Genomic DNA, 21,757 nt, shown 5'->3' with positions numbered 1-21,757 from the left:
GTGCTCTTCTATATAGACAGTTTGGCCGGGCGCGATGGCTTCGGCCCCAACCTAGATCATTTCTTGCGGAAACGATCGAGCCGCACGACTTCGGCGCCGCCCTGGTTCGGAGCCGCAGGCTCCTCCGTGCCTTCCGCCGTTTCAGTGGCAGGCGTCTGCACGGCGACGGCCGACGGCGCGGGAGCTGTCGGCAGCGTCTCGGGCGCGACCTCGGCGACGTCGGACGTGTCGAACTGCAGGCCGAATTTCACGGACGGATCGAGGAAGCTCTTGATGGCGCTGAACGGCACGATCAGCCGCTCCGGAATGCCGCCGAAGGAGAGGCCGACCTCGAAACGGTCCTCGAGCACGGTCAGATCCCAGAACTGATGCTGCAGGATGATCGTCATCTCTTCCGGATATTGCGCCAGCAGCCGCGGCGACAGCTTCACGCCCTCGGCCTTCGACACGAAAGTGATGAAGAAATGGTGCTCGCCCGGCAGGCCCTGGGCCGCGGCATCGGTCAGCACCTTCCGCAGCACGCCGCGCAGCGCGTCGCGGGCCAGCACATCGTATCGGATATGATCGGTCGCCATGGTGGTCCTGTTGCATCCCCGAAGCCGGACCGTGCCGACCCGACTCGCCAAGCCGCAATAGTACCGCGCCTGACGGGTCAGCAGGAGTCCCCGCCGGGGAAGAAATCAAGAGTAAAGTGGAGGCTTCTGTTGCCAGGTGCCTCCGAACCCCGCCTAACGGAGCTTAACCCGTTAGGACTTTAAGATGGTCTTTCAAACTGCGTTACGCAGCCTGAGCAACCGGAGCAAAGTTGTCGTTGGCAACTATTGCAGTAGCCCGATAACGGCGGAACAATACCGGGAAAAAGTACGCCCTTTACGCCCTCGTCGATCCTATTTCGCCCCCGCCAAAGCCCGCTTCGGGATGACCCGTTGGTGGGCTTTGGTGGAGGCGCCGGGTACCGCCCCCGGGTCCGAATGGTTTATTGCGACGACCGTTTATTTCCATAGCCGGCGAACCGGCAGCCCCAATATAGGGCGCAAAGGGTTTGAAAAACAGGGGGTTTTGAACGTTCCCGCGCAGTTCCCTTGGGATAGGTTCCGGACGGAGGCGCGCTTGGCCTTAGCGACGCCGCGGCCGGCGTTCTAAGCTTCTGAGATGTCCGAGGATTCAGCACCGGCCGGCCGAGCGCCAGGCCTGTTGCTGCCGCCGACGCTGATCATGACGGTGCTTGCGATCATCTACGCCCGTTACGGCGACCGCGACGTGCTGCGCCGCAGCCTCGCCGGCATCTCCTGCGCGGCGGTAGGCCTCGTGATCGCAGTAGTGGTCCGCATGATGACGCCGCTGCTGAAGCGGACGGATCCCCTCGCATTGATCCTGATGGCCGGCGTGTTTCTCGCCATCGGCGTGCTTCGCCTGCCGCTTCCGGCGGTGCTGCTGGTCGCGATCCCCGTCAGTGTCGGCGCCACTTTTTTCCTGCGGCGGAAAGTAGCAGCATGAAGCCCGAGAATCCGATCTGGGCGCTCCACCTTTGGACTGATGTCGCTGTTCGCGGTCGGCGGCGCCGCGGCGGCGGTGGCCGAGATGCACCGCATCGCGGTCGAGGTGCATCACTGGATGACCGACAAGCAGTTCACCGACGCCTACGCGATCGCGCAGCTCTCGCCAGGTCCGAACGTGCTTATCGTGACCTTAATCGGCTATGCCGTCGCCGGCATCCCCGGCGCACTGGCGGCGACGGCTGGCGATGTGCCTGCCGACGGCGCTGCTTGCTTATTATGTCAGCCGCCTCCTCAATCGGCCCAGCAAATCGCGCTGGCCCGGCTTGATCCAAGCTGCACTGGTTCCGCTTTCGATTGGATTGATGGCGGCAAGTGCCTTGATCCTGGCCCAGTCGACCGATCGCACAATTGCTGCAGTGCTTCTGACCGCAATGGTTGCGGTGATCGCCGCGGTCCCGCGCATCAATCCACTCTGGCTCCTGCTCGCCGGGGGACTGTTGGGTTTTGCTGGCATTGTGTAATGAAAATCGCTAGGCAGTGATCCGGGCGGGGGACCCAGTTCCAGCCGATTTAGAACAACAGTGCTCGTGACTTACCGGTCGCGGAGGAGACATGCATGGCCGATACGATGGGCCACACGGCGACAGCCACCCGAAATACCAAGGTGGCGCTCGGCTTCTGTCTGCTGGCGATTGCGCCGCAGATTTTCGAATTCATCTGGTCGATAGGGACGATTTTCGGTTGGGGCGCGGGACGCGGCCCGGCCACGGTCGTGATCAGCCACGTCACCGCGTTGCTCGCCGGCGCGCCCAGTACGTTGATGGGAGCGGCCACCGGTGACACCAAGAAGGCGTCGTCCGAGGTGCTGCTGGCGCTGATCTATTCCTATCCGATCTTCGTGGTCGCGATCGTCACGCTGTTCATGACCATCAGGTCGGCGCAGGACTATGTCGGCGGGGTCATCCTAATGGCGCTGGCCCTGTTTGCGCTGTGGGCCTCGAGCGATCTGCAGGGGATGCGCGGCTTCTCCTTCGGCGCCGGCACCGCGCCGCGGATGTTCGGCGGACTGCTGGTCGCCTTGTCCGCCGGCATCGCCCTGACCGGACTTCTGACCGATGGGCCGACGATGGCCCATTACTCGTGGCGCGGGCCGCTGTTCGTGATGGCCGCGATCCTGTTCTTCGCGCTGGCGATCCGGCCGCTCGGCCTCGTGGTCACGGCCTTTGCGAGCTTCATGATCGCCGCGACGGGGTCGCATGAGACGCGCTGGCTGGAGGCCGCCATCGTCGGCGCCTGCCTGACGATCGGCTGCGCGATTCTTTTTCCCTACGTGCTCGGGCTGCCGATGCCGATGTACCCGCGTTTCATGATCCAGTGAGGGTGTGATGGATATCTTTGCCAACCTCGCTCACGGTTTTGCCGTCGCGCTGACCCCGATCAACCTGCTCATGTGCCTGATTGGCGCGCTGGTCGGCACCCTGGTCGGCGTGCTCCCGGGCATCGGCACCATCGCCACCGTCGCGATGCTGCTGCCGATCACCTTCGGATTGCCGCCGGTCGGCGCGCTGATCATGCTCGCCGGCATCTATTACGGCGCCCAGTATGGCGGCTCGACCACGTCGATCCTGGTCAATATTCCAGGTGAGGCGACATCGGTTGTCACCGCTATCGACGGTCACCAGATGGCCAAGCAGGGCCGTGCCGGCCCGGCGCTGGCGATCGCGGCGATCGGCTCGTTCTTCGCCGGCTGCGTTGCGACCGTGCTGATTGCCCTGCTCGGCGCGCCGCTGACCAAGCTCGCGCTGGCGTTCGGTCCGGCCGAGTATTTCTCGCTGATGGTGCTCGGCCTGATCTTCGCGGTCGTGCTGGCCAAGGGTTCGGTGCTGAAGGCGATCGCGATGATCGTGTTCGGCCTGCTGCTGTCGATGGTCGGCTCGGACATCGAGACCGGCGCCTCGCGCATGGCCTTCAACATTCCAGAGCTCGCCGACGGCCTCGGCTTTGCGACGGTGGCGATGGGCGTGTTCGGCTTCGCCGAGATCATCCGCAATCTCGACCATGGCGCCGAGATGAACCGCGATCTCGTGCAGCAGAAGATCACCGGCCTGATGCCGACCAAGAAGGACCTGCTCGACTCGACGCCGCCGATCCTGCGCGGCACCGTGCTCGGCTCGATCCTCGGCATCCTGCCCGGCGGCGGCGCGGTCATCGCCTCGTTCGCGGCCTATACGCTCGAGAAGAAGCTCGCCAAGAACCCGTCGCGGTTCGGCCGCGGCGCGATCGAGGGCGTGGCGGCGCCGGAAAGCGCCAACAACGCTGCGGCGCAGACCTCCTTCATCCCGCTGCTGACGCTCGGCATCCCGCCGAACGCGGTGATGGCGCTGATGGTGGGCGCGATGACCATCCACGGCATCGTGCCGGGTCCGCAGGTGATGCAGAAGCAGCCCGACCTCGTCTGGGGCATGATCGCCTCGATGTGGATCGGCAATCTGATGCTGATCATCATCAACCTGCCGCTGGTCGGAATCTGGGTCCGGTTGCTTCGTGTGCCGTACCGGCTGATGTTCCCCTCGATCGTGATCTTCTGCGCGATCGGCATCTACTCGGTGAACAACGCGCCGGTCGACGTCATCCTTGCCGGCGTGTTCGGTCTCGTCGGCTACTGGCTGATCAAGCACGATTTCGAGCCGGCACCGCTGCTGCTCGGAATGGTGCTCGGCCCGCTGATGGAAGAGAACCTGCGCCGTGCGCTGCTGATCTCGCGCGGCGACTGGAGCGTGTTCCTGACGCGTCCGCTGTCGGCGGTGCTGCTCGCGATCGCGGCGAGCCTGCTGCTGCTCACAGTGCTGCCTGTGTTGCGATCGAAGCGGGACCAGGTGTTCACCGAGTCTGAGAACTAGGGCATGATCCGGAAAAGTGTCAGGCGGTTTTCCGGAAAGATCATGCTCACGTGAAAAGCCGCCTGCGTCGGCGCGCCGCATTCGGAAGTCGAATCGACTTGTGTTACGGCTTCGTGAAATGAAAATGCCGGCCTTTGGGCCGGCATTTTGCTGTGTCCAAGGGAACGACGGGGATCGACATGACCTTCATTCGCGCGCTCACGAGCGCATGTGCCGCAGCGCTCGCCTCGCTGTGCGCTTTTGTTGCGCCGGCTGAGGCGCAGACTTATCCGACGCGCAGCATCACCATGATCGTGCCGTTTGCGGCCGGCGGCCCGACCGACGTCGTCGCGCGCATCGTCACCGGGCATATGGCGCAGACGCTGGGACAGAGCATCATCATCGAGAACGTGGTCGGCGCCGGCGGCACCACCGCAACCACCCGCGCCGCGCGCGCGGCCAATGACGGCTATACGCTCATCACCGGGCATATGGGCACGCATGCCGCCTCGGTGCCGCTCTATCCCAAGCTCGCCTATCATCCCGAGAAGGATTTCGAGCCGATCGCGCTGCTCGCGGGCACCCCGATCCTGATCCTCGCGCGCAAGGACTTTCCGCCGAAGGATTTGAAGGAGTTCGTGGCCTATGTGAAGGCCAACGCCGAGAAGGTGAATGCTGCCCATGCCGGCGTCGGCTCGGTCTCGCACGTTTCCTGCGAGCTCCTGCACTCGATCCTCGACATCAAGCCGGTCGGCGTGCCCTTCAACGGCACGGGACCTGCGATGAACGCGCTGGTGGCGGGGCAGGTCGACTACATGTGCGACCAGATCGTCAACGCCGTGCCGCAGATCAATGCCGGGACCATCAAGGCCTATGCGATCGCAACGCCGGAGCGCAATCCGTCGCTGCCGAACGTGCCGACCACGGCAGAAGCGGGCCTGCCGAAATTCCAGGCCCAGGCCTGGAATGCGATGTTCGCGCCCAAGGGAACTTCGCCGGCGATTCTGGCCAGCCTGAACGCTGCGGCCAGCAAGGCGCTCGACGACGAGACCGTGAAGAAGCGCCTGCTCGAGCTCGGCAGCGTCATCCCGGGCCCTGCGGAGCGGACGCCGGAGGCGCTGGCCACCCTCGTCAAGAACGAGATCGCGAAATGGACCCCGGTGCTCAAGCCGGCAACTTAGGCAGTGCGATCAAGCCGATAGGGCAAGGGGCGGGACCTGGGTTCCGCCCCTTGTCGTTTGCGCCGGGACCACTCACTTTTCCGGGTATAATCGGAGCGGACAGCGAATCGCCGCTGTTGCAGCGCGGGGGCGGCCGCTAAGTTCGCCGCCTCCCCAAAGGCTCAGTCGCACATGCACCAGTATCAGGACCTGCTCGAGCGGATTCTTTCAGACGGCGCCGAGAAGACCGACCGGACCGGTACCGGCACGCTCTCGGTGTTCGGTCATCAGATGCGCTTCAATCTGTCGGCCGGCTTCCCGATGCTGACCACCAAGCGGCTGCCGCTGAAGGCGATCATCCACGAGCTGCTGTGGTTCCTGAAGGGCGACACCAACATCAAATATCTGCGCGACAACGGTGTCACCATCTGGGACGAATGGGCGGATGCCAATGGCGATCTCGGCCCGGTCTATGGCCATCAATGGCGCTCCTGGCCGGCGCCTGACGGCCGCAGCATCGACCAGATTGCGAACGTGGTCGACATGATCAAGCGCAATCCGGACTCGCGCCGCCTGATCGTCTCGGCGTGGAATCCAGCCGAAGTCGACAAGATGGCGCTGCCGCCGTGCCATTGCCTGTTCCAGTTCTACGTCGCAGGCGGCAAGCTGTCCTGCCAGCTCTATCAGCGCTCGGCCGACGTCTTCCTCGGCGTGCCCTTCAACATCGCCTCCTATGCGTTGCTGACCATGATGGTGGCGCAGGTCACCGGCCTGAAGCCCGGCGACTTCGTACATTCGTTCGGCGATACCCATCTCTATTCCAACCATCTGGAGCAGGCCCGGCTTCAGCTCACGCGCGCGCCGCGCGCGCTGCCGGTGATGCGGATCAATCCCGATGTGAAGGACATCTTCTCCTTCCGCTTTGAGGATTTCGAGCTCGTCGGCTACGACCCGCATCCGCACATCAAGGCGGAAGTCGCGGTTTAGCGCCGATGTCGCTCAACATCCGACGTGTGCGCCCGGGCGAAGCCGGGCTCGTTCTCGCTTTCATCCGAGAGCTCGCCGAATACGAAAAACTCTCGCACGAGGTCGAAGCGACCGAGGCCGACATCGCCGATGCGCTGTTCGGCGAGCGACCGCAACTCTATTGCGCGATCGCCGAGTGGGACGGCGAGCCGGTCGGCTTCGCGGTCTGGTTTACAAATTTCTCCACCTTCAGTGGCCGTCACGGCATCTATCTCGAGGATCTCTACGTGCGGCCGTCGCATCGCGGCAGGGGGCTCGGCAAGGCGCTGCTGGTTTATCTGGCCAAGGAATGCGCCGATAACGGCTGGTCCCGCCTGCAATGGGCGGTGCTCGACTGGAACGCGCCGTCGATCGCGTTCTACAAATCGCTCGGCGCGGTGATGATGGACGATTGGACGCTGTGCCGCGTCACCGGGCCGGCGCTGACGCGGCTTGCCGGGAGTGCGCCGTGATGGAGATTGTCTTCGTCGTTGCGATCGCGGAGAACGGCGTCATCGGCGCGGGCAACGCGATCCCGTGGCGATTGAAATCCGACATGGCGCGCTTCAAGGCGCTCACGATCGGCAAACCCGTGATCATGGGCCGCAAGACCTTTGAATCATTGCCCCGCCGCCCGCTGCCGGGCCGCACGAACATCCTCATCACGCGCGATGCGGGTTATCGCGCCAATGGTGCCATCGTCACGACGTCGGCCGCGGACGCCGACGCGGTCGCGCGCGGCGATGCCCTGCGGCGTTCGGTCACTGAGATCGCGGTGATCGGCGGCGCCGAAATCTTTCGGCAATGGCTCGACCGCGCCGATCGGCTCGAAATCACCGAAGTCCACGCGCGACCCGAAGGCGATACGTATTTCGACATCGACAAGGCGGAATGGGACGAGGTGGGACGTGTCCGCCATCCTGCCGCAGGCGAGGACAGCGCCGACTTCTCCTATGTGACATATCGTCGGCGGCCGCGCCATTAACCGCATTCGTCAATGTTTACATTGACTTTTTCGAGCCCGAGCATAGCTCGGAAGACGGGCACCGCTGCGTTGTAAGGGACTTGCCTGTCCCCTATAAAGCCGGACCGGACAAAGCGGGCGGGGGCAATTCCACCCTGCCGAGGAGAGCGTCGAATGCCGTGGAAGAATCAGGGCGGTGGCCCATGGGGCTCGGGTCCGAAGGGACCATGGGGCTCAGGCCCGCAACCGGTCGGGCCGAGGCCGCCGGATCTGGAAGACCTTCTGCGGCGCGGCCAGGACCGCCTCCAGCAGATCATGCCGGGAGGCTATTTCTCCGGCATCGGCATCACGCTGATCGTGCTGCTGATCGTCGCGTTCTGGCTGCTGTCGGGCTTCTTCCGCGTGCAGTCCGAAGAGCTCGGCGTCGTGCTGCGTTTCGGCAAGCATGTTCGCACCGTGCAGCCGGGCCTGAACTATCATCTGCCCTATCCGATCGAGACAGTGCTGCTGCCCAAAGCGCTGCGCGTCAACACCATTTCGATCGGCATGACGCTGATCGACGATCCGGCGCGGCGCGGCCGCTCCATTCGTGACGTGCCGGAAGAGAGCCTGATGCTGACCGGCGACGAGAACATCGTCGACGTCGACTTCACCGTGCTCTGGCGCATCAAGCCGGACGGCGTCGGCGACTTCCTCTTCAACATCCAGAATCCCGAAGGCACCGTGAAGGCGGTCTCCGAGAGCGCGATGCGCGAGGTGATCGGCCGCTCGCAGATCCAGCCGATCCTGACCGGCGCACGCAACGTCACCGAGCAGGGCGTGCAGGAGCTGATCCAGAGGACGCTGGACAGCTATGGCGCCGGCATTCAGGTCACCCAGGTGCAGATGCAGAAGGTCGATCCGCCGGCGCAGGTGATCGACGCGTTCCGCGACGTCCAGGCGGCGCGCGCCAATCTTGAGCAGTTGCAGAACGAGGCGCAGACCTACGCCAACCAGGTGGTGCCGCAGGCGCGGGGCCGCTCGGCCAAGATCCTGCAAGACGCCGAAGGCTACAAGGAGCAGGCGGTCGCCGAGGCCAAGGGCCAGAGCGCGCGCTTCCTGAAGGTGTACGAGGAATACAAGAAGGCGCCCGACGTGACGCGTGAACGGATCTATCTGGAGACGATGGAGCGCGTGCTCGGCGGCGCCGACAAGCTGGTCTATGACGGCGGGCCCTCGGGCCAGGGCATCGTGCCCTATCTGCCGCTCGGCGAACTGACGACCAAGCGGCCGCCTACCACCGGTCCGCAGTCGAGCGGAGGCACCCGATGAGGTCCCCGGTCACAGGTTTCGTCACGCTGGTTGGGCTCCTGCTGGTCGTGATCGTCGGCTACATGTCGCTGTTCACGGTGCAGCAGACCGAGCAGACCATCGTGCTCCAGTTCGGCCGGCCCGTCGACGTCGTCACCGCACCCGGCCTGCACTTCAAGGCGCCGTGGAATTCGGTGATCAACATCGACAAGCGGATCCTCGATCTGGAGAACCCGTCGCAGGAAGCGATCGCCTCCGATCAGAAGCGGCTCGTGGTCGACGCCTTCGCGCGCTACCGCATCAAGGATGCGCTGCGCTTCTATCAGAGCGTCGGCTCGATCCAGGCTGCCAACATCCAGCTCACCACGCTGCTGAACGCGGCGCTGCGGCGCGTGCTGGGCGAGGTCTCCTTCATCAACGTGGTGCGCGACGACCGCGAGAAGCTGATGCAGCGCATCCGCGACCAGCTCGATCGCGAGGCCGATGGCTACGGCATCCAGGTCGTCGACGTCCGGATCCGCCGCGCCGATCTGCCGGAGCAGAACAGCCAGGCGGTCTATCTGCGCATGAAGACCGAGCGCGAGCGCGAGGCGGCCGAGTTCCGCGCGCAGGGCGGCCAGAAGGCCCAGGAGATCAGGTCCAAGGCCGATCGTGAGGCGACCGTCATCGTCGCCGAGGCGAATTCGCAGGCCGAGCAGACCCGGGGCGCCGGCGATGCCGAGCGCAACCGCCTGTTCGCCGAAGCCTACAGCAAGGATGCCGACTTCTTCGCCTTCTACCGGTCGATGACGGCTTACGAGAACGGGTTGCGTTCGAACGACACCCGCTTCCTGCTGCGGCCGGACTCGGATTTCTTCCGGTACTTCAGTAACCCGTCCGGCAAGACGGCGACCGAGACGCCGGCGAAGCCGTAAGCTAGACAAAGGGCGGCGGATCTCGCCGCCCTTCGTCCAGACAAGAACAGCATAACGGGAGGTTCCAATCCGATGAGGTCCATTGCGTTCGCCGACTTCCTCATCGGCTTGGGCATCCTGTTCGTGCTGGAAGGCTTGATGTTCGCGGCAAGTCCCAACTGGATGCGCAAGGCCATGAAGAGCGCCATCGCCACGCCGGACAACATCCTGCGGGCGGTTGGGATCGGTTCGGCCATCGTCGGCCTGGTCCTGATCTGGGTCATGCGGCGCCCCATTTAGGCGGCGCGCCAACGCCAAAGTGAAGGCGAGAGACCGGTTTTCGCCGTATTATCGGGGTGTTGAGGCCCATTAACCTGCGCGCTTGCGCCGTCCCCCCGTCAAGCGCAGTCTGGCGCCGAATCCCTCTCTCTGGAGATCACAATGACCGCTGCCACCATTGCCCCGTCCCGCTCGCGACTTGGTGTGCGAATTGGGCTGGCCGCGCTCGCCGTCGCTGCTGTCAGCGCGTTCGGCTCGCCGGCTTATGCGCGCGGACCGGAGGGCATCGCCGACGTCGCCGAGAAGGTGATCGACGCGGTCGTCAACATCTCGACCTCGCAGACCGTCGAGGCCAAGGGCGGCGGCAGCAACGCCATGCCGCAATTGCCGCCCGGCTCGCCCTTCGAGGAGTTCTTCGACGACTTCTTCAAGAACCGCAAAGGTCCGGGCGGCAGCAGCAAGGGTGGCGAGCGCGGCGACGGCGGCCCGCCGCCGCGCAAGACCAACTCGCTCGGGAGCGGCTTCATCATCGACACATCGGGCGTCGTCGTCACCAACAACCACGTCATCGCGGATGCGGACGAGATCAACGTCATCCTCAACGACGGTACCAAGATCAAGGCCGAGCTGGTCGGCGTCGACAAGAAGACCGACCTTGCAGTCTTGAAGTTCAAGCCGACCAAGCCGCTGGTCGCGGTGAAGTTCGGCGATAGCGACAAGCTGCGTCTCGGCGACTGGGTGGTCGCGATCGGCAACCCGTTCAGCCTGGGCGGCACGGTGACGGCCGGCATCGTCTCGGCCAAGAACCGCGACATCTCCTCGGGTCCCTATGACAGCTACATCCAGACCGATGCCTCCATCAACCGCGGCAATTCCGGCGGTCCGCTGTTCAACCTCGATGGCGACGTCATCGGCGTCAACACGCTGATCATCTCGCCCTCGGGCGGCTCGATCGGCATCGGCTTCGCCGTGCCGTCGAAGACGGTTGCGGGCGTCGTCGACCAGCTCCGTCAGTTCGGCGAGCTGCGCCGCGGCTGGCTCGGCGTGCGGATCCAGAGCGTCACCGACGAGATCGCCGAGAGCCTCAGCATCAAGCCGGCGCGCGGCGCGCTGGTTGCGGGCGTCGACGACAAGGGCCCGGCCAAGCCGGCCGGCATCGAGCCGGGCGACGTCGTCGTCAAGTTCGACGGCAAGGACGTCAAGGATCCGAAGGACCTGTCCCGCGTCGTCGCCGACACGGCGGTCGGCAAGGAAGTCGACGTCATCATCATCCGCAAGGGCAAGGAAGAAACCAAGAAGGTCACCCTCGGCCGCCTCCAGGATCCCGAGAAGGTGCAGGCCGCGGTGAAGACCGACGAGCCCGCGCCCGAGAAGCCGGTGACGCAGAAGGCGCTCGGCCTTGATCTTGCGGCGCTGAACAAGGATCTGCGCAGCCGCTACAAGATCAAGGAGAGCGTCAAGGGCGTGGTCGTCACCAATGTCGACGCGAATTCCGACGCCGCCGAGAAGCGGCTCTCCGCCGGCGACGTCATCGTCGAGGTCGCGCAGGAGGCCGTCTCCAGCGGCGCCGACATCCAGAAGCGGGTCGACCAGCTCAAGAAGGACGGCAAGAAGTCGGTGCTGCTGCTGGTGTCCAACGCCGACGGCGAGCTGCGGTTTGTGGCGCTGAGCGTGCAGTAGTCGCTGGCCGGTGCCGTAGGGTGGGCAAAGCGACTTGTCCGCCGTAGCTCGAAGAGCGAAGGCGGAAGCGTGCCCACCACCTGTCGCCGTCGGAGAAAGATCGTGGGCACGGCGCTTTGCGCCTTTGCCCACCCTACGGCCTGAGCATGCGGCAAGAGGCTACCCCTCCACGAACTCGTCCCGCCGATACCCCTGCGCATACAGCAGCGCGGTGAGGTCGCCGTGATCGATCCGCGCCGCCGCAGCCGCCGCTACGGCCGGCTTGGCGTGATAGGCGACGCCCAGCCCCGCGGCCTGGATCATTGCGAGATCATTGGCGCCGTCGCCGACCACGACCGAATCGACGTCGTCGAGATCGAACGACTCCATCAGATCCACCAGCGTCGCGAGCTTCGCCGCGCGCCCCAAAATCGGCTCCTTCACCTCGCCGGTGAACTTGCCGTCGCGCACGACCAGCTCGTTGGCACGGTTCTCCTGGAAGCCGATCTTGGCGGCGACCGCGGTCGTGAACAGCGTGAAGCCGCCGGAGACGAGGCAGGTATAGGCGCCGTGCTTGCGCATGGTCGCGACCAGTTCGCGGCCGCCCGGGGTCAGCGTGATGCGCTTGGCCAGCACCTCATCGACCACGCCGGCGGGCAGGTCCTTCAGCAGCGCGACGCGCTCGCGCAGTGCCGGCTCGAACTCGATCTCGCCGCGCATGGCGCGTTCGGTGATGGCGGCCACGTGGGCCTTCATCCCGACGAGATCGGCAAGCTCGTCGATGCATTCCTGGCCGATCATGGTGGAATCCATGTCGGCGAGAAAAAGCTTCTTGCGCCGGGCGCCGACTGGCTGCACGACGATGTCGACGGGCAGGTCGCCGCGAAGCTCGCGGAGCCGCTGCTCGATGGCGTGACGGTCGGCTTCGAGGTTACTGTCGGCGCCGAAGGGAATGTCGACCGCAACCCCGTCGAACAGCCAGTGCGCGGGAGCTGCCTGGGGCAGCACGGCGCGGGCGCCATCGACGATGGTGGAGTCGAGCGCGGGATTGTCGGGATTGCAGATCAGCGTGGCGACGAGGGACATTTGAGGTTTTCGTGAGCGAGGGGCAAGTCAGCAGAAGCCATGTTGGCAAGGCCGTGCTTATCGCAGGCCCGACCGCCAGCGGCAAGTCGGCGCTGGCGCTGGAGCTTGCCCTCAGCACGGGCGGGGTCGTCATCAATGCCGATTCCATGCAGGTCTATCGTGACCTGCGGATCATCACGGCGCGCCCCACACAAAGCGAGGAAGCGCGCGCGCCGCATCGCCTGTACGGTCATGTCGATGCAGCCGTGAATTTTTCGGCCGGTGCCTGGGTGAGTGACGCAGCCAAGGCGCTCGACGAGGCAGAAGCGGAAGGCCTTCTGCCGATCTTCATCGGCGGCACCGGGCTCTATTTCAAGGCACTGACGGCGGGGCTCTCCGTGGTGCCGCCAATCCCTGCCGAGGTGCGCGAGGACGTGCGCGCGCGGCTGGAACGCAACGGCGTCGAGGCGCTGCATGTGGAACTGGCGCGTCGCGACCCCAGTGCGGCCGAGCGATTGAACCTGCGTGACCGCACCCGGATCGCGCGCGCGCTCGAAGTGGTCGAGGCGACCGGCCGCTCGCTGCTCGACTGGCACCGGGAGGGCCAGCCGCCGCTGCTGCCGAAGGACAGTTTTCGCGCGGTATTTCTCGCACCCGAACGGGACGAGCTCTACGCCCGCATCGATGCCCGCTTCGATGCCATGCTGGGCGCCGGTGCGTTGAAGGAGGTCGAGCAGCTCGCCGCCAGAAACCTCGATCCGCTGCTGCCGGCGATGAAGGCTCATGGCGTGCCGGCCCTGATCCGGCACTTACGCGGTGAGCTCAGCCTGGAGCAGGCCGCCACCACCGGCCGCGCCGACACCCGCCACTACGCCAAGCGGCAATTCACCTGGTTCCGGCACCAGTTGCCGGAGTTCGAATGGGTGAAGCCCGGGGAGGCGAGGGGATGGCTCGCCGCCATTGTGAACGCGGCCCGCGACCCCGCCTGAGGCGCTTTTCCGTCCGGGTTCCCGAATTTACCTCTCGCCGAACCCGGGGAACACCGCTACACTGCCAAAATCGCGCGGGAACGGCCACATCGCCTTGACATCCGGGCTTTGGCCGCTATGTTTCGCGCAACCTTTGGGAAGCCGGGCGCCCGCCATGCGTAACATTATTACCAAACTCCTTATCGCCGTCGTACCCAGGCACACCGCCGGGGGTGGCTAGCTGCCACCCACATGACAGGCGGTGTGCATGGGCCCTCTTCGGGGCCTTTTTTATTTCCCGAACCAGACACGAACGAAGCCGCTGACAACAGCGCATCCGGAGCAAGCCAATGAGCGACAAGAGCCACGATCCGAACCAGATGACCGGCGCTGCGATGATCGTTCGCGCGCTCATCGATCATGGCGTGACCGACATTTTCGGCTATCCCGGCGGCGCGGTGCTTCCGATCTATGACGAGATCTTTCAGCAGAGCGAGGTCCAGCACATCCTGGTCCGCCACGAGCAGGGCGCCGGCCACGCCGCAGAAGGTTATGCGCGCTCGACCGGCAAGCCGGGCGTTGCGCTGGTGACCTCCGGCCCCGGTGCCACCAATATGGTGACGCCGCTCACCGACGCGCTGATGGACTCGATCCCGCTGGTCTGCATCTCCGGCCAGGTGCCGACGCATCTGATCGGCAACGACGCGTTCCAGGAATGCGACACCGTCGGCATCACGCGTCCCTGCACCAAGCACAATTGGCTGGTGCGCGACGTCAACGATCTCGCCAAAGTGCTGCACGAAGCTTTCTACGTCGCGACCTCCGGCCGTCCCGGCCCGGTGCTGGTCGACGTCCCCAAGGACGTGCAATTCGCGACCGGCACCTATCATCCGCCGCGCAAATCCGACGTGCACCGCTCCTACGCGCCACGCGTGAAGGGAGATGCGACGCAGATCCGCAAAGCCGTCGCACTGCTGGCCCATGCTAAGCGCCCCGTGATCTACAGCGGCGGCGGCGTCATCAATTCCGGCCCCGAGGCGACCAAGCTGCTGCGCGAGCTGGTCGAGGTCACCGGATTCCCGATCACCTCGACGCTGATGGGCCTCGGCGCCTATCCGGCGTCGGGCAAGAATTGGCTCGGCATGCTCGGCATGCACGGCACCTATGAAGCCAATATGACGATGCATGATTGCGACGTCATGCTGTGCGTCGGCGCGCGCTTCGACGACCGCATCACCGGCCGCGTCGATGCGTTCTCGCCGGGCTCGAAGAAGATCCATATCGACATCGACCCATCCTCGATCAACAAGAACATCCGCGTCGACGTGCCGATCATCGGCGATTGCGGCAACATCCTCGGCGACATCCTCCAGGTGTTCAAGGCCGAGGCGAAGAAGCCCGACATCAAGGCGTGGTGGCAGCAGATCGCGCAGTGGCGCGCCCGCAACTCGCTCTACTACCGGAAGAGCAACGAGGTGATCCTGCCGCAGCACGCGATCCAGAGCCTGTTCGAGGCGACGCGCGGCAGGGATACCTACATCACGACGGAAGTCGGCCAGCACCAGATGTGGGCGGCGCAGTTCTTCGGTTTCGAGGAGCCGCATCGCTGGATGACCTCGGGCGGTCTCGGCACCATGGGCTACGGCCTGCCGGCGGCGGTCGGCGTGCAGGTCGCCCATCCCGACAGCCTCGTCATCGACATTGCGGGGGATGCCTCGGTGCAGATGACGATGCAGGAGATGTCGACGGCGGTTCAGTACGAGCTGCCGATCAAGATCTTCATCCTGAACAACCAGTACATGGGCATGGTGCGGCAGTGGCAGCAGCTGCTGCACGGCAACCGCCTGTCGCATTCCTACTCGGAGGCGCTGCCGGATTTCGTCAAGCTCGCGGAAGCCTATGGCGGCGTCGGCATCCAGGTGCACAAGCCCGGCGATCTCGACGGCGCCATCCAGGAGATGATTTCGGTCAAGCGCCCGGTGCTGTTCGACTGTCGCGTCGCCGCGCTCGAAAACTGCTTCCCGATGATCCCCTCGGGCAAGGCGCACAACGAGATGCTGTTGCCGGAGCAGGCCAACGACGAGGCCACCGCCAAGGCGTTCGCCGGCGGCAAGGCGCTGGTGTGAGACCATGTTCGACCTGACCGAGCTCGAGCGCGCACATGCGATCGTGGGGCAGGCGGTGCCGGCAACGCCGGCACACGCCTGGCCTTTGCTCGCCGAGCGGCTCGGCGCGCAGGTCGTGGTCAAGCACGAGAACCACACGCCGATCGGGGCTTTCAAGGTGCGCGGCGGGCTGGTCTATCTCGAGCGGCTGAAGCGCGAGCGGCCGAAGACATCCGGCATCATCTCGGCGACGCGCGGCAATCACGGCCAGAGCCTGGCGTTCGCGGCGAGCCGCCACGGCGTGCCCGCAGTGATCTACGTGCCGCGCGGCAATTCGGCCGAGAAGAATCGCGCGATGAAGGCCTTTGGCGCCGAGCTCGTCGAGCATGGCGAGGATTTCCAGGCCGCGCGTGAGGAAGCCGAGCGCCGCGCGCAGTTTGCCGGGCTCCATATGGTGCCGTCATTCCACCCCGACCTTGTGCTCGGCGTCGCCACTTATGCGCTTGAGCTGTTCAAGGCCGCGGCGGACCTCGACATGCTCTATGTGCCGATCGGGCAGGGCTCCGGCATCTGCGGCTGCATCATGGCGCGCGACCTGCTCGGCCTGAAGACCGAGATCGTCGGCGTGCAGTCGACCGAAGCTCCGTCCTACGCGCTGTCGTTTGCGGCCGGCAAGATCGTGACGACCGAAACCAGCAACACGCTCGCCGACGGCATGGCGACGCGCATTCCGGACGCCGAGGCATTCACGCTGATCCGCAAGGGTGCCTCACGCATCGTAGAGGTCACCGACGCTGAGGTCGCGGCCGCGATCCGTGCGCTCTGGACCGACACGCATAATCTCGCCGAAGGCGCGGGAGCAGCCGCACTCGCCGCGGCGCTGCAGGAAAAGAGCAAGCTGAAGGGCAAGCGCGTCGGTCTCGTGCTGTCCGGCGGCAATATCGATTTCGATCTGTTCCGCCGCTGGGTCGGGACAGACGCGTCAGCGATGGCGTGAGGAAGAGACAAGAGGGGACGACAATGAACCAGCCCGCATCCGCCTACTTCATCGAGGATCGCCACGATCCCAACGAGACGCATACGCTCTCGGTGCTCGTGCAGAACGAACCTGGCGTGCTCGCGCGCGTCATCGGCCTGTTCTCGGGCCGCGGCTACAACATCGAGAGCCTCACGGTCTCGGAGACCGAGGCCCAGAAGCACCTGTCGCGCATCACCATCGTCACGACGGGTACGCCGATGGTGATCGAGCAGATCAAGCACCAGCTCGACCGCATGATCCCTGTCTACCGGGTCGTCGACATGACCCAGACCAAGCGCTCGATCGAGCGCGAGCTGGCGATGGTGAAGGTGCGCGGGCAGGGCGAGCATCGGGTCGAGGCGCTCAGGCTCGCGGATGCGTTCCGCGCCCGGGTGATCGACGCCACGACCGAGAGCTTTGTGTTCGAGATCACAGGCAATACGGACAAGATCAATCAATATATCGACCTGATGCGCCCGCTCGGCCTCGTCGAGGTGTCGCGCACCGGCGTTGCCGCGATCGGACGCGGGCCCGAAGGGATGTGAACCATGCTGGCGCGCGACTGGTACTATAACGAGCGGAACCGGATGGGGATCGAGCCCGCGGTCGCCTCGATCTACGACGCCCACGACGATGCCGATCTGCGGGCGCGCGCCGCGCTGAAAATGCTGGGAGTCCAGCGGGGCTGGCGCATCGCCGACATCGGCTGCGGCAACGGCGTGCTGGCGACCGAAGCCGCACTGCTGGGCGCGGAGGTGGACGCCATCGATATCTCGCCGGCAATGCTGGCGCTTGCCGAGATCTACGCGCGTGATCGCAAGGCGCCCGTGCGCACACAGTCCGCCGGCCTGCTCAGCTTCGCCTATCGGCCGGAATCCTACGACCTGATCGTCAGCGAATTCACGCTGCACCACCTGCCGGATTTCTGGAAGGCGGTGGCGATGTCGCGGATCTATCGTGCGCTGAAGCCGGGCGCGAGCTTCTATCTGCGCGACATCGTCTATGCCTCCATGCCCGACGCGATCGAGCGCGACGTCGAGCAATGGGCCGACTACCAGATCAAGAACCACGATTTTTCGCGCGAAGGCGTCGTCACGCATATGCGCGACGAATACTCCACCTTCGGCTGGGTGATGGAGCGGATGCTGACCGACGTCGGCTTCGCGCTGGTCTCGGCCGATTACCACGCACCGATGCACGGCACCTATCTGCTGCGCAAACCAAGAGCCGGCGAGCAAGGCTAGACGACAACAACAGGGCTGCACGACAGGGCAGAACCGAGAACAACAATGAAGCCGGCCGATATCCTCATCGCCATCCTGGTGGCGATCATCTGGGGACTTGCCTTCGTGGCGAGCCGGATCGCGCTCGACGAGCTTTCGCCGGAGCTGATGACGGCGCTGCGTTTTTCCATCGCCGCGTTGCCGTGCCTGTTCATCCGCAAGCCCAAAATCGCCTGGTCGCTGCTGATCGCGATCAGCTTTACGTTGTTCCTCGGTCAATTCCTGAGCCAGGCCTATGGTATCGCCCATGGCGTGCCGGTGGGGCTGACCAGCGTCGTCGTGCAGAGCCAGGCGCTGTTCACGATCGGCTTTGCCGCGATCGCTTTTGGCGAGCGGCCGACGCCGATGCAGGCGCTCGGCGTTGGTATCGCTGCGATCGGCCTTCTGATGATCTGCGGTACGGTCGGCTATGATTTCAGCGTCGCCGCGTTCGCGGTGCTGATGATCTCGCCGATCAGCTTTGCCGTCGGCAACCTGCTGCTGCGCGGCGCCCGCGGCGTGCCGATGTTCGATCTGTTCGCGTGGTTGTGCCTTGCCGCGGCCGTGCCGCTGTTCGTGCTGGCGCTGATCGCCAATGGCCCTGCGCCGACATGGACATCGCTGAGCGACATAACGCTGACAGCGGCTCTCTGCATGCTGGCGCTTGGCGGCATCTCGACCAGCATCGCCTATTGGCTCTGGGGCCGGCTGCTGCGCGACTATCCCGCCGCGCAAGTGGTGCCGTTTGCGCTGCTGGTGCCGTTCGTCGGCTCGGCCGCCTCCAGCATCGTGTTCGGCGAGCGGTTCGGACCCTCGCGGCTCGCCGGCATGCTGACCGTGATCGGTGGTATCGCGGTGATGGTGCTGGCGAAGCGGCCCAAGGCGTTACCCGAAGAACCGTTGCCGAAAACGGCGTGAGGTGAGCATGTCCCAGTCGCTGCTCTATGCCTTCCTGATCTTCATGGTCGTGATGTACTTCACGCCCGGGCCGAACAACATCATGCTGCTGTCCTCGGGCCTGACCTACGGCTTCCGGCGCACCGTTCCTCACATCGTCGGCATCGTCCTCGGCTTCGCCTTCATGGTCGCCGCCGTCGGCCTCGGGCTCGGCTCCGTGTTCCTGGCCTATCCGATCCTCCAGACCATCCTGAAATATGCCGGTGCCGCCTACCTGATCTATCTTGCCGTCGCGATCGCCATGTCCCGCCCGGCCAAGCCGGGCGAGGGGGATGGCCGCGGTCCGATGACCTTCTGGAGCGCGGCGATGTTCCAATGGATCAATGCCAAGGGCTGGGTGATCGTGATCGGCACCATCACCGCCTATGCGGCGATCGCCCAATTTCCGCTCAACATCGCGATCCAGACCCTGATCAGCCTGCTCGTCGGCACCGTCTCGACCGTGGTCTGGGCCCTGTTCGGCTCGGCATTGCGGCCGGTCCTGACCTCGGAGCGGCTGGTCCGCGCCTTCAATATCCTGATGGCGATCCTGCTGCTGGCCTCCCTCTACCCCGTTTTCATGGATGCATGATGTCGCGGATTTCCATGCAGAAACGGGTTTCCCAGCCGGCTGAAAATGCTCTAGACAGCCCCCGAAATCCGCAAATTTCACCGTCCAAGACTTGAGCAGTCGGACCTGACCAACGGCCGATTCTGGCCCCTAACGAGGAAACGACCCATGCGTGTTTATTACGATCGCGACGCCGACCTGAACCTGATCAAGGGCAAGAAGGTCGCCATCGTGGGCTATGGCAGCCAGGGCCACGCCCATGCGCTCAACCTGAAGGATTCCGGCGTCAAGGACGTTGCCATTGCGCTGCGCAAGGACTCGGGCTCGGTCAAGAAGGCGGAAGCCGCCGGCTTCAAGGTGATGGAAGTCGCCGAAGCCGCCAAATGGGCCGACCTCGTCATGATGCTGACCCCGGACGAGCTCCAGGGCGACATCTATCGCGATCACCTGCACGACAACATGAAGAAGGGCGCCGCCCTCGTGTTCGCGCACGGCCTCAACGTCCACTTCAACCTGCTCGACCCGCGCGCCGATCTCGACGTGCTCATGATCGCGCCGAAGGGCCCCGGCCACACCGTGCGCTCGGAATATCAGCGCGGCGGCGGCGTGCCCTGCCTGATCGCAATCGCCAAGGACGTCTCGGGCAACGCCCATGACCTCGGCCTGTCCTACGCCTCGGCTGTCGGCGGCGGCCGCGCCGGCATCATCGAGACCACCTTCAAGGAAGAGTGCGAGACCGACCTGTTCGGCGAGCAGGTGGTGCTCTGCGGCGGCCTGGTCGAGCTGATCAAGGGCGGCTACGAGACCCTGGTCGAAGCCGGCTACGCCCCGGAGATGGCCTATTTCGAGTGCCTGCACGAAGTGAAGCTGATCGTCGACCTGATTTATGAAGGCGGCATCGCCAACATGAACTACTCGATCTCCAACACCGCGGAGTATGGCGAGTACGTCACCGGCCCGCGCATCGTCACCGCCGAGACCAAGGCGGAGATGAAGCGCGTTCTCGCCGACATCCAGGGCGGCAAGTTCGCCCGCGACTGGATGCTCGAGAACAAGGTCAACCAGACCTCGTTCAAGGCGACCCGCGCCAAGCTCGCTCAGCACCCGATCGAGGAAGTCGGCGCGAAGCTGCGCGATATGATGCCCTGGATCAAGAAGGGCGCGCTGGTCGACAAGTCGAAGAACTAAGTCGTCTCCCGGACGCAGCGCATCACGCAGGTGGTGCGCTGCTGATCCGGGGGCCATTGCGGCTCCTGGGTCTCGGCTTCTGCGCTCCGTTTCGCTGCGCTTGTCCGGGACATGGGCAAAAATCCAAGGCATGATCGCAGGAACTCCAGGGGAGGAAGACCATGCGATCTGTCGTCGTCACCGGTGCGTCCACAGGCATCGGCTGGGCTACTGCCAAATTCCTGATCGGGCGCGGCTATCGCGTGTTCGGCAGCGTCCGCAAGCAGGCCGATGCCGACCGGCTTCAGGGTGAGTTTGGCGCCAATTTCACGCCGCTGCTGTTCGACGTCACCGACGAGGCCGCGGTCCTCGCTGCTGCGCGAAAAGTTCGCGAAGCGCTGAACGGTGAGACGCTGGCCGGCCTCGTCAACAATGCGGGCATCGCCGTCGCCGGTCCCGTGCTCGAATTGTCGGCGGATGATTTCCGCCGCCAGATGGACATCAACGTCATCGGCCCTGTCATCGCGACGCAGGCGTTCGGGCCGCTGCTCGGGGCCGACCCGTCGCTGAAGGGGCCGAAGGGGCGGATCGTGATGATCAGCTCGGTCGCAGGAAAGAACGGCAATCCGCTGTCGGCGCCCTACTGCACCTCCAAGCACGCCGTCGAGGGACTGTCGGAAAGCCTGCGCCGCGAATTGATGCTGTTCGGCATCGACGTCATTATCGTCGCCCCCGGCGCGGTGAAGACGCCGATCTGGAGCAAGGCCGAGCAGATCGATCTCTCCGTCTACCAGAACTCGCCCTATCTCCCGGCGCTCAACAAGGTCATGGCCTTCATGATGGACCTCGGCGCGAAGGGCCTGCCGGCCGAGCGGATCGCCGAGATCGTGTTCGAGGCGCTGACGGCGGTAAGCCCCAAGGTGCGCTATCAGATCACGCCGGACCCGCTGCGCCATCTGATCGGCGCCGTACTGCCGAAACGGACGATCGACCGGATCATCGCCAAGCGGCTCGGGCTGTTGCCGCAGTAAAGGCGG

21 protein-coding genes, 1 other RNA gene and 2 pseudogenes are annotated in these 21,757 nt (G+C 64.9%); 21 read left to right on the top strand and 3 right to left on the bottom strand.

Going from position 1 to position 21,757, the window contains the following annotated elements; translation table 11 throughout:
- Positions 1–56 precede the first annotated feature (56 nt).
- Positions 57–575, bottom strand: a complete 519-nt coding sequence (locus GGD62_RS32055) for an SspB family protein (protein WP_183257525.1) — start codon at positions 573–575, stop codon at positions 57–59.
- Between the two features lie 115 nt (positions 576–690).
- Positions 691–1,056, bottom strand: a transfer-messenger RNA (tmRNA) gene (gene ssrA, locus GGD62_RS32050).
- A gap of 132 nt (positions 1,057–1,188) precedes the next feature.
- On the opposite strand from ssrA, the pseudogene GGD62_RS32045 reads away from it, so the two are divergent.
- The 12 genes and pseudogenes from GGD62_RS32045 to GGD62_RS31990 all read left to right on the top strand — a co-directional run.
- Positions 1,189–1,497: pseudogene (locus GGD62_RS32045) on the top strand (chromate transporter); the annotation flags it as partial.
- Positions 1,494–2,020 (top strand): annotated as a pseudogene (locus tag GGD62_RS32040) (chromate transporter). The pseudogenes GGD62_RS32045 and GGD62_RS32040, both read left to right, overlap by 4 nt.
- Positions 2,021–2,115: 95 nt before the next feature.
- Positions 2,116–2,877, top strand: a complete 762-nt coding sequence (locus tag GGD62_RS32035; RefSeq protein ID WP_183257524.1) for a tripartite tricarboxylate transporter TctB family protein — start codon at positions 2,116–2,118, stop codon at positions 2,875–2,877.
- Between the two features lie 7 nt (positions 2,878–2,884).
- Complete coding sequence (locus GGD62_RS32030) at positions 2,885–4,399, top strand: tripartite tricarboxylate transporter permease (RefSeq protein ID WP_026202241.1); 1,515 nt, start codon at positions 2,885–2,887, stop codon at positions 4,397–4,399.
- Between the two features lie 179 nt (positions 4,400–4,578).
- Positions 4,579–5,559 carry a tripartite tricarboxylate transporter substrate binding protein BugD gene (locus GGD62_RS32025; RefSeq protein WP_018319710.1) on the top strand — a complete coding sequence of 327 codons (981 nt, stop codon included), beginning with the start codon at positions 4,579–4,581 and terminating at the stop codon, positions 5,557–5,559.
- Positions 5,560–5,730: 171 nt separating this feature from the next.
- Positions 5,731–6,525 (top strand): thymidylate synthase, encoded by a 795-nt coding sequence (locus GGD62_RS32020; RefSeq protein ID WP_018319711.1) that lies wholly within the window; start codon positions 5,731–5,733, stop codon positions 6,523–6,525.
- Between the two features lie 5 nt (positions 6,526–6,530).
- A complete protein-coding gene (locus GGD62_RS32015; RefSeq protein WP_183257523.1) occupies positions 6,531–7,016 on the top strand; it encodes a GNAT family N-acetyltransferase in 486 nt (161 codons plus the stop codon).
- On the top strand, positions 7,016–7,528 hold the full coding sequence (locus GGD62_RS32010) for a dihydrofolate reductase (RefSeq protein WP_183712227.1): 513 nt from the start codon (positions 7,016–7,018) through the stop codon (positions 7,526–7,528). Before GGD62_RS32015 ends, GGD62_RS32010 begins: the two co-directional genes overlap by 1 nt.
- 153 nt (positions 7,529–7,681) lie before the next feature.
- The gene (gene hflK / locus GGD62_RS32005) at positions 7,682–8,818 is read left to right on the top strand and encodes an FtsH protease activity modulator HflK (RefSeq protein WP_183712159.1); all 1,137 of its coding nucleotides are present in this window, start codon (positions 7,682–7,684) and stop codon (positions 8,816–8,818) included.
- A complete protein-coding gene (gene hflC / locus GGD62_RS32000) occupies positions 8,815–9,711 on the top strand; it encodes a protease modulator HflC (RefSeq protein WP_018319715.1) in 897 nt (298 codons plus the stop codon). The genes hflK and hflC overlap by 4 nt, the downstream gene beginning before the upstream one ends.
- Before the next feature lie 72 nt (positions 9,712–9,783).
- Positions 9,784–9,990 (top strand): DUF2065 domain-containing protein, encoded by a 207-nt coding sequence (locus tag GGD62_RS31995; protein ID WP_018319716.1) that lies wholly within the window; start codon positions 9,784–9,786, stop codon positions 9,988–9,990.
- Between the two features lie 141 nt (positions 9,991–10,131).
- The gene (locus tag GGD62_RS31990) at positions 10,132–11,649 is read left to right on the top strand and encodes a Do family serine endopeptidase (RefSeq protein WP_179736097.1); all 1,518 of its coding nucleotides are present in this window, start codon (positions 10,132–10,134) and stop codon (positions 11,647–11,649) included.
- Positions 11,650–11,808: 159 nt separating this feature from the next.
- Here GGD62_RS31990 and serB read toward each other — a convergent pair whose 3' ends face one another.
- Positions 11,809–12,714 (bottom strand): phosphoserine phosphatase SerB, encoded by a 906-nt coding sequence (serB, locus tag GGD62_RS31985; protein WP_183712157.1) that lies wholly within the window; start codon positions 12,712–12,714, stop codon positions 11,809–11,811.
- A gap of 11 nt (positions 12,715–12,725) precedes the next feature.
- Here serB and miaA point away from each other — a divergent pair, with 11 nt between their 5' ends.
- The 9 genes from miaA (at position 12,726) to GGD62_RS31940 (ending at position 21,751) form a co-directional block, all read left to right on the top strand.
- Entirely contained in the window at positions 12,726–13,682 is a 957-nt protein-coding gene (gene miaA, locus GGD62_RS31980) for a tRNA (adenosine(37)-N6)-dimethylallyltransferase MiaA (protein ID WP_183712155.1), read from the top strand.
- Positions 13,683–14,011: 329 nt separating this feature from the next.
- A complete protein-coding gene (locus GGD62_RS31975; protein WP_018319720.1) occupies positions 14,012–15,787 on the top strand; it encodes an acetolactate synthase 3 large subunit in 1,776 nt (591 codons plus the stop codon).
- Between the two features lie 4 nt (positions 15,788–15,791).
- Positions 15,792–16,763 carry a threonine dehydratase gene (locus tag GGD62_RS31970; RefSeq protein ID WP_092253331.1) on the top strand — a complete coding sequence of 324 codons (972 nt, stop codon included), beginning with the start codon at positions 15,792–15,794 and terminating at the stop codon, positions 16,761–16,763.
- A 23-nt stretch (positions 16,764–16,786) separates the two neighbouring features.
- Positions 16,787–17,329: an acetolactate synthase small subunit gene (gene ilvN, locus GGD62_RS31965; protein ID WP_011089241.1), complete on the top strand. Its 543-nt coding sequence runs from the start codon at positions 16,787–16,789 to the stop codon at positions 17,327–17,329.
- A gap of 3 nt (positions 17,330–17,332) precedes the next feature.
- Positions 17,333–18,028 (top strand): class I SAM-dependent methyltransferase, encoded by a 696-nt coding sequence (locus tag GGD62_RS31960; protein WP_091961418.1) that lies wholly within the window; start codon positions 17,333–17,335, stop codon positions 18,026–18,028.
- Positions 18,029–18,073: 45 nt separating this feature from the next.
- On the top strand, positions 18,074–18,964 hold the full coding sequence (locus GGD62_RS31955; RefSeq protein WP_183712153.1) for an EamA family transporter: 891 nt from the start codon (positions 18,074–18,076) through the stop codon (positions 18,962–18,964).
- A gap of 7 nt (positions 18,965–18,971) precedes the next feature.
- Positions 18,972–19,574, top strand: coding sequence for a LysE family translocator (locus tag GGD62_RS31950; protein WP_183712152.1), 603 nt, complete (start codon positions 18,972–18,974; stop codon positions 19,572–19,574).
- A 147-nt stretch (positions 19,575–19,721) separates the two neighbouring features.
- Positions 19,722–20,741 (top strand): ketol-acid reductoisomerase, encoded by a 1,020-nt coding sequence (gene ilvC, locus GGD62_RS31945; RefSeq protein WP_018319725.1) that lies wholly within the window; start codon positions 19,722–19,724, stop codon positions 20,739–20,741.
- Positions 20,742–20,902: 161 nt separating this feature from the next.
- The gene (locus GGD62_RS31940) at positions 20,903–21,751 is read left to right on the top strand and encodes an SDR family oxidoreductase (protein ID WP_183712151.1); all 849 of its coding nucleotides are present in this window, start codon (positions 20,903–20,905) and stop codon (positions 21,749–21,751) included.
- The last annotated feature ends 6 nt before the right edge of the window (positions 21,752–21,757 follow it).

The sequence above is a fragment of the Bradyrhizobium sp. ERR14 genome (assembly GCF_014198235.1).
Taxonomy (GTDB): Bacteria; Pseudomonadota; Alphaproteobacteria; order Rhizobiales; family Xanthobacteraceae; genus Bradyrhizobium.
The sequence above is the reverse complement of the archived record's forward strand: the minus strand, read 5'-3'. Positions and strand labels throughout refer to the sequence as shown.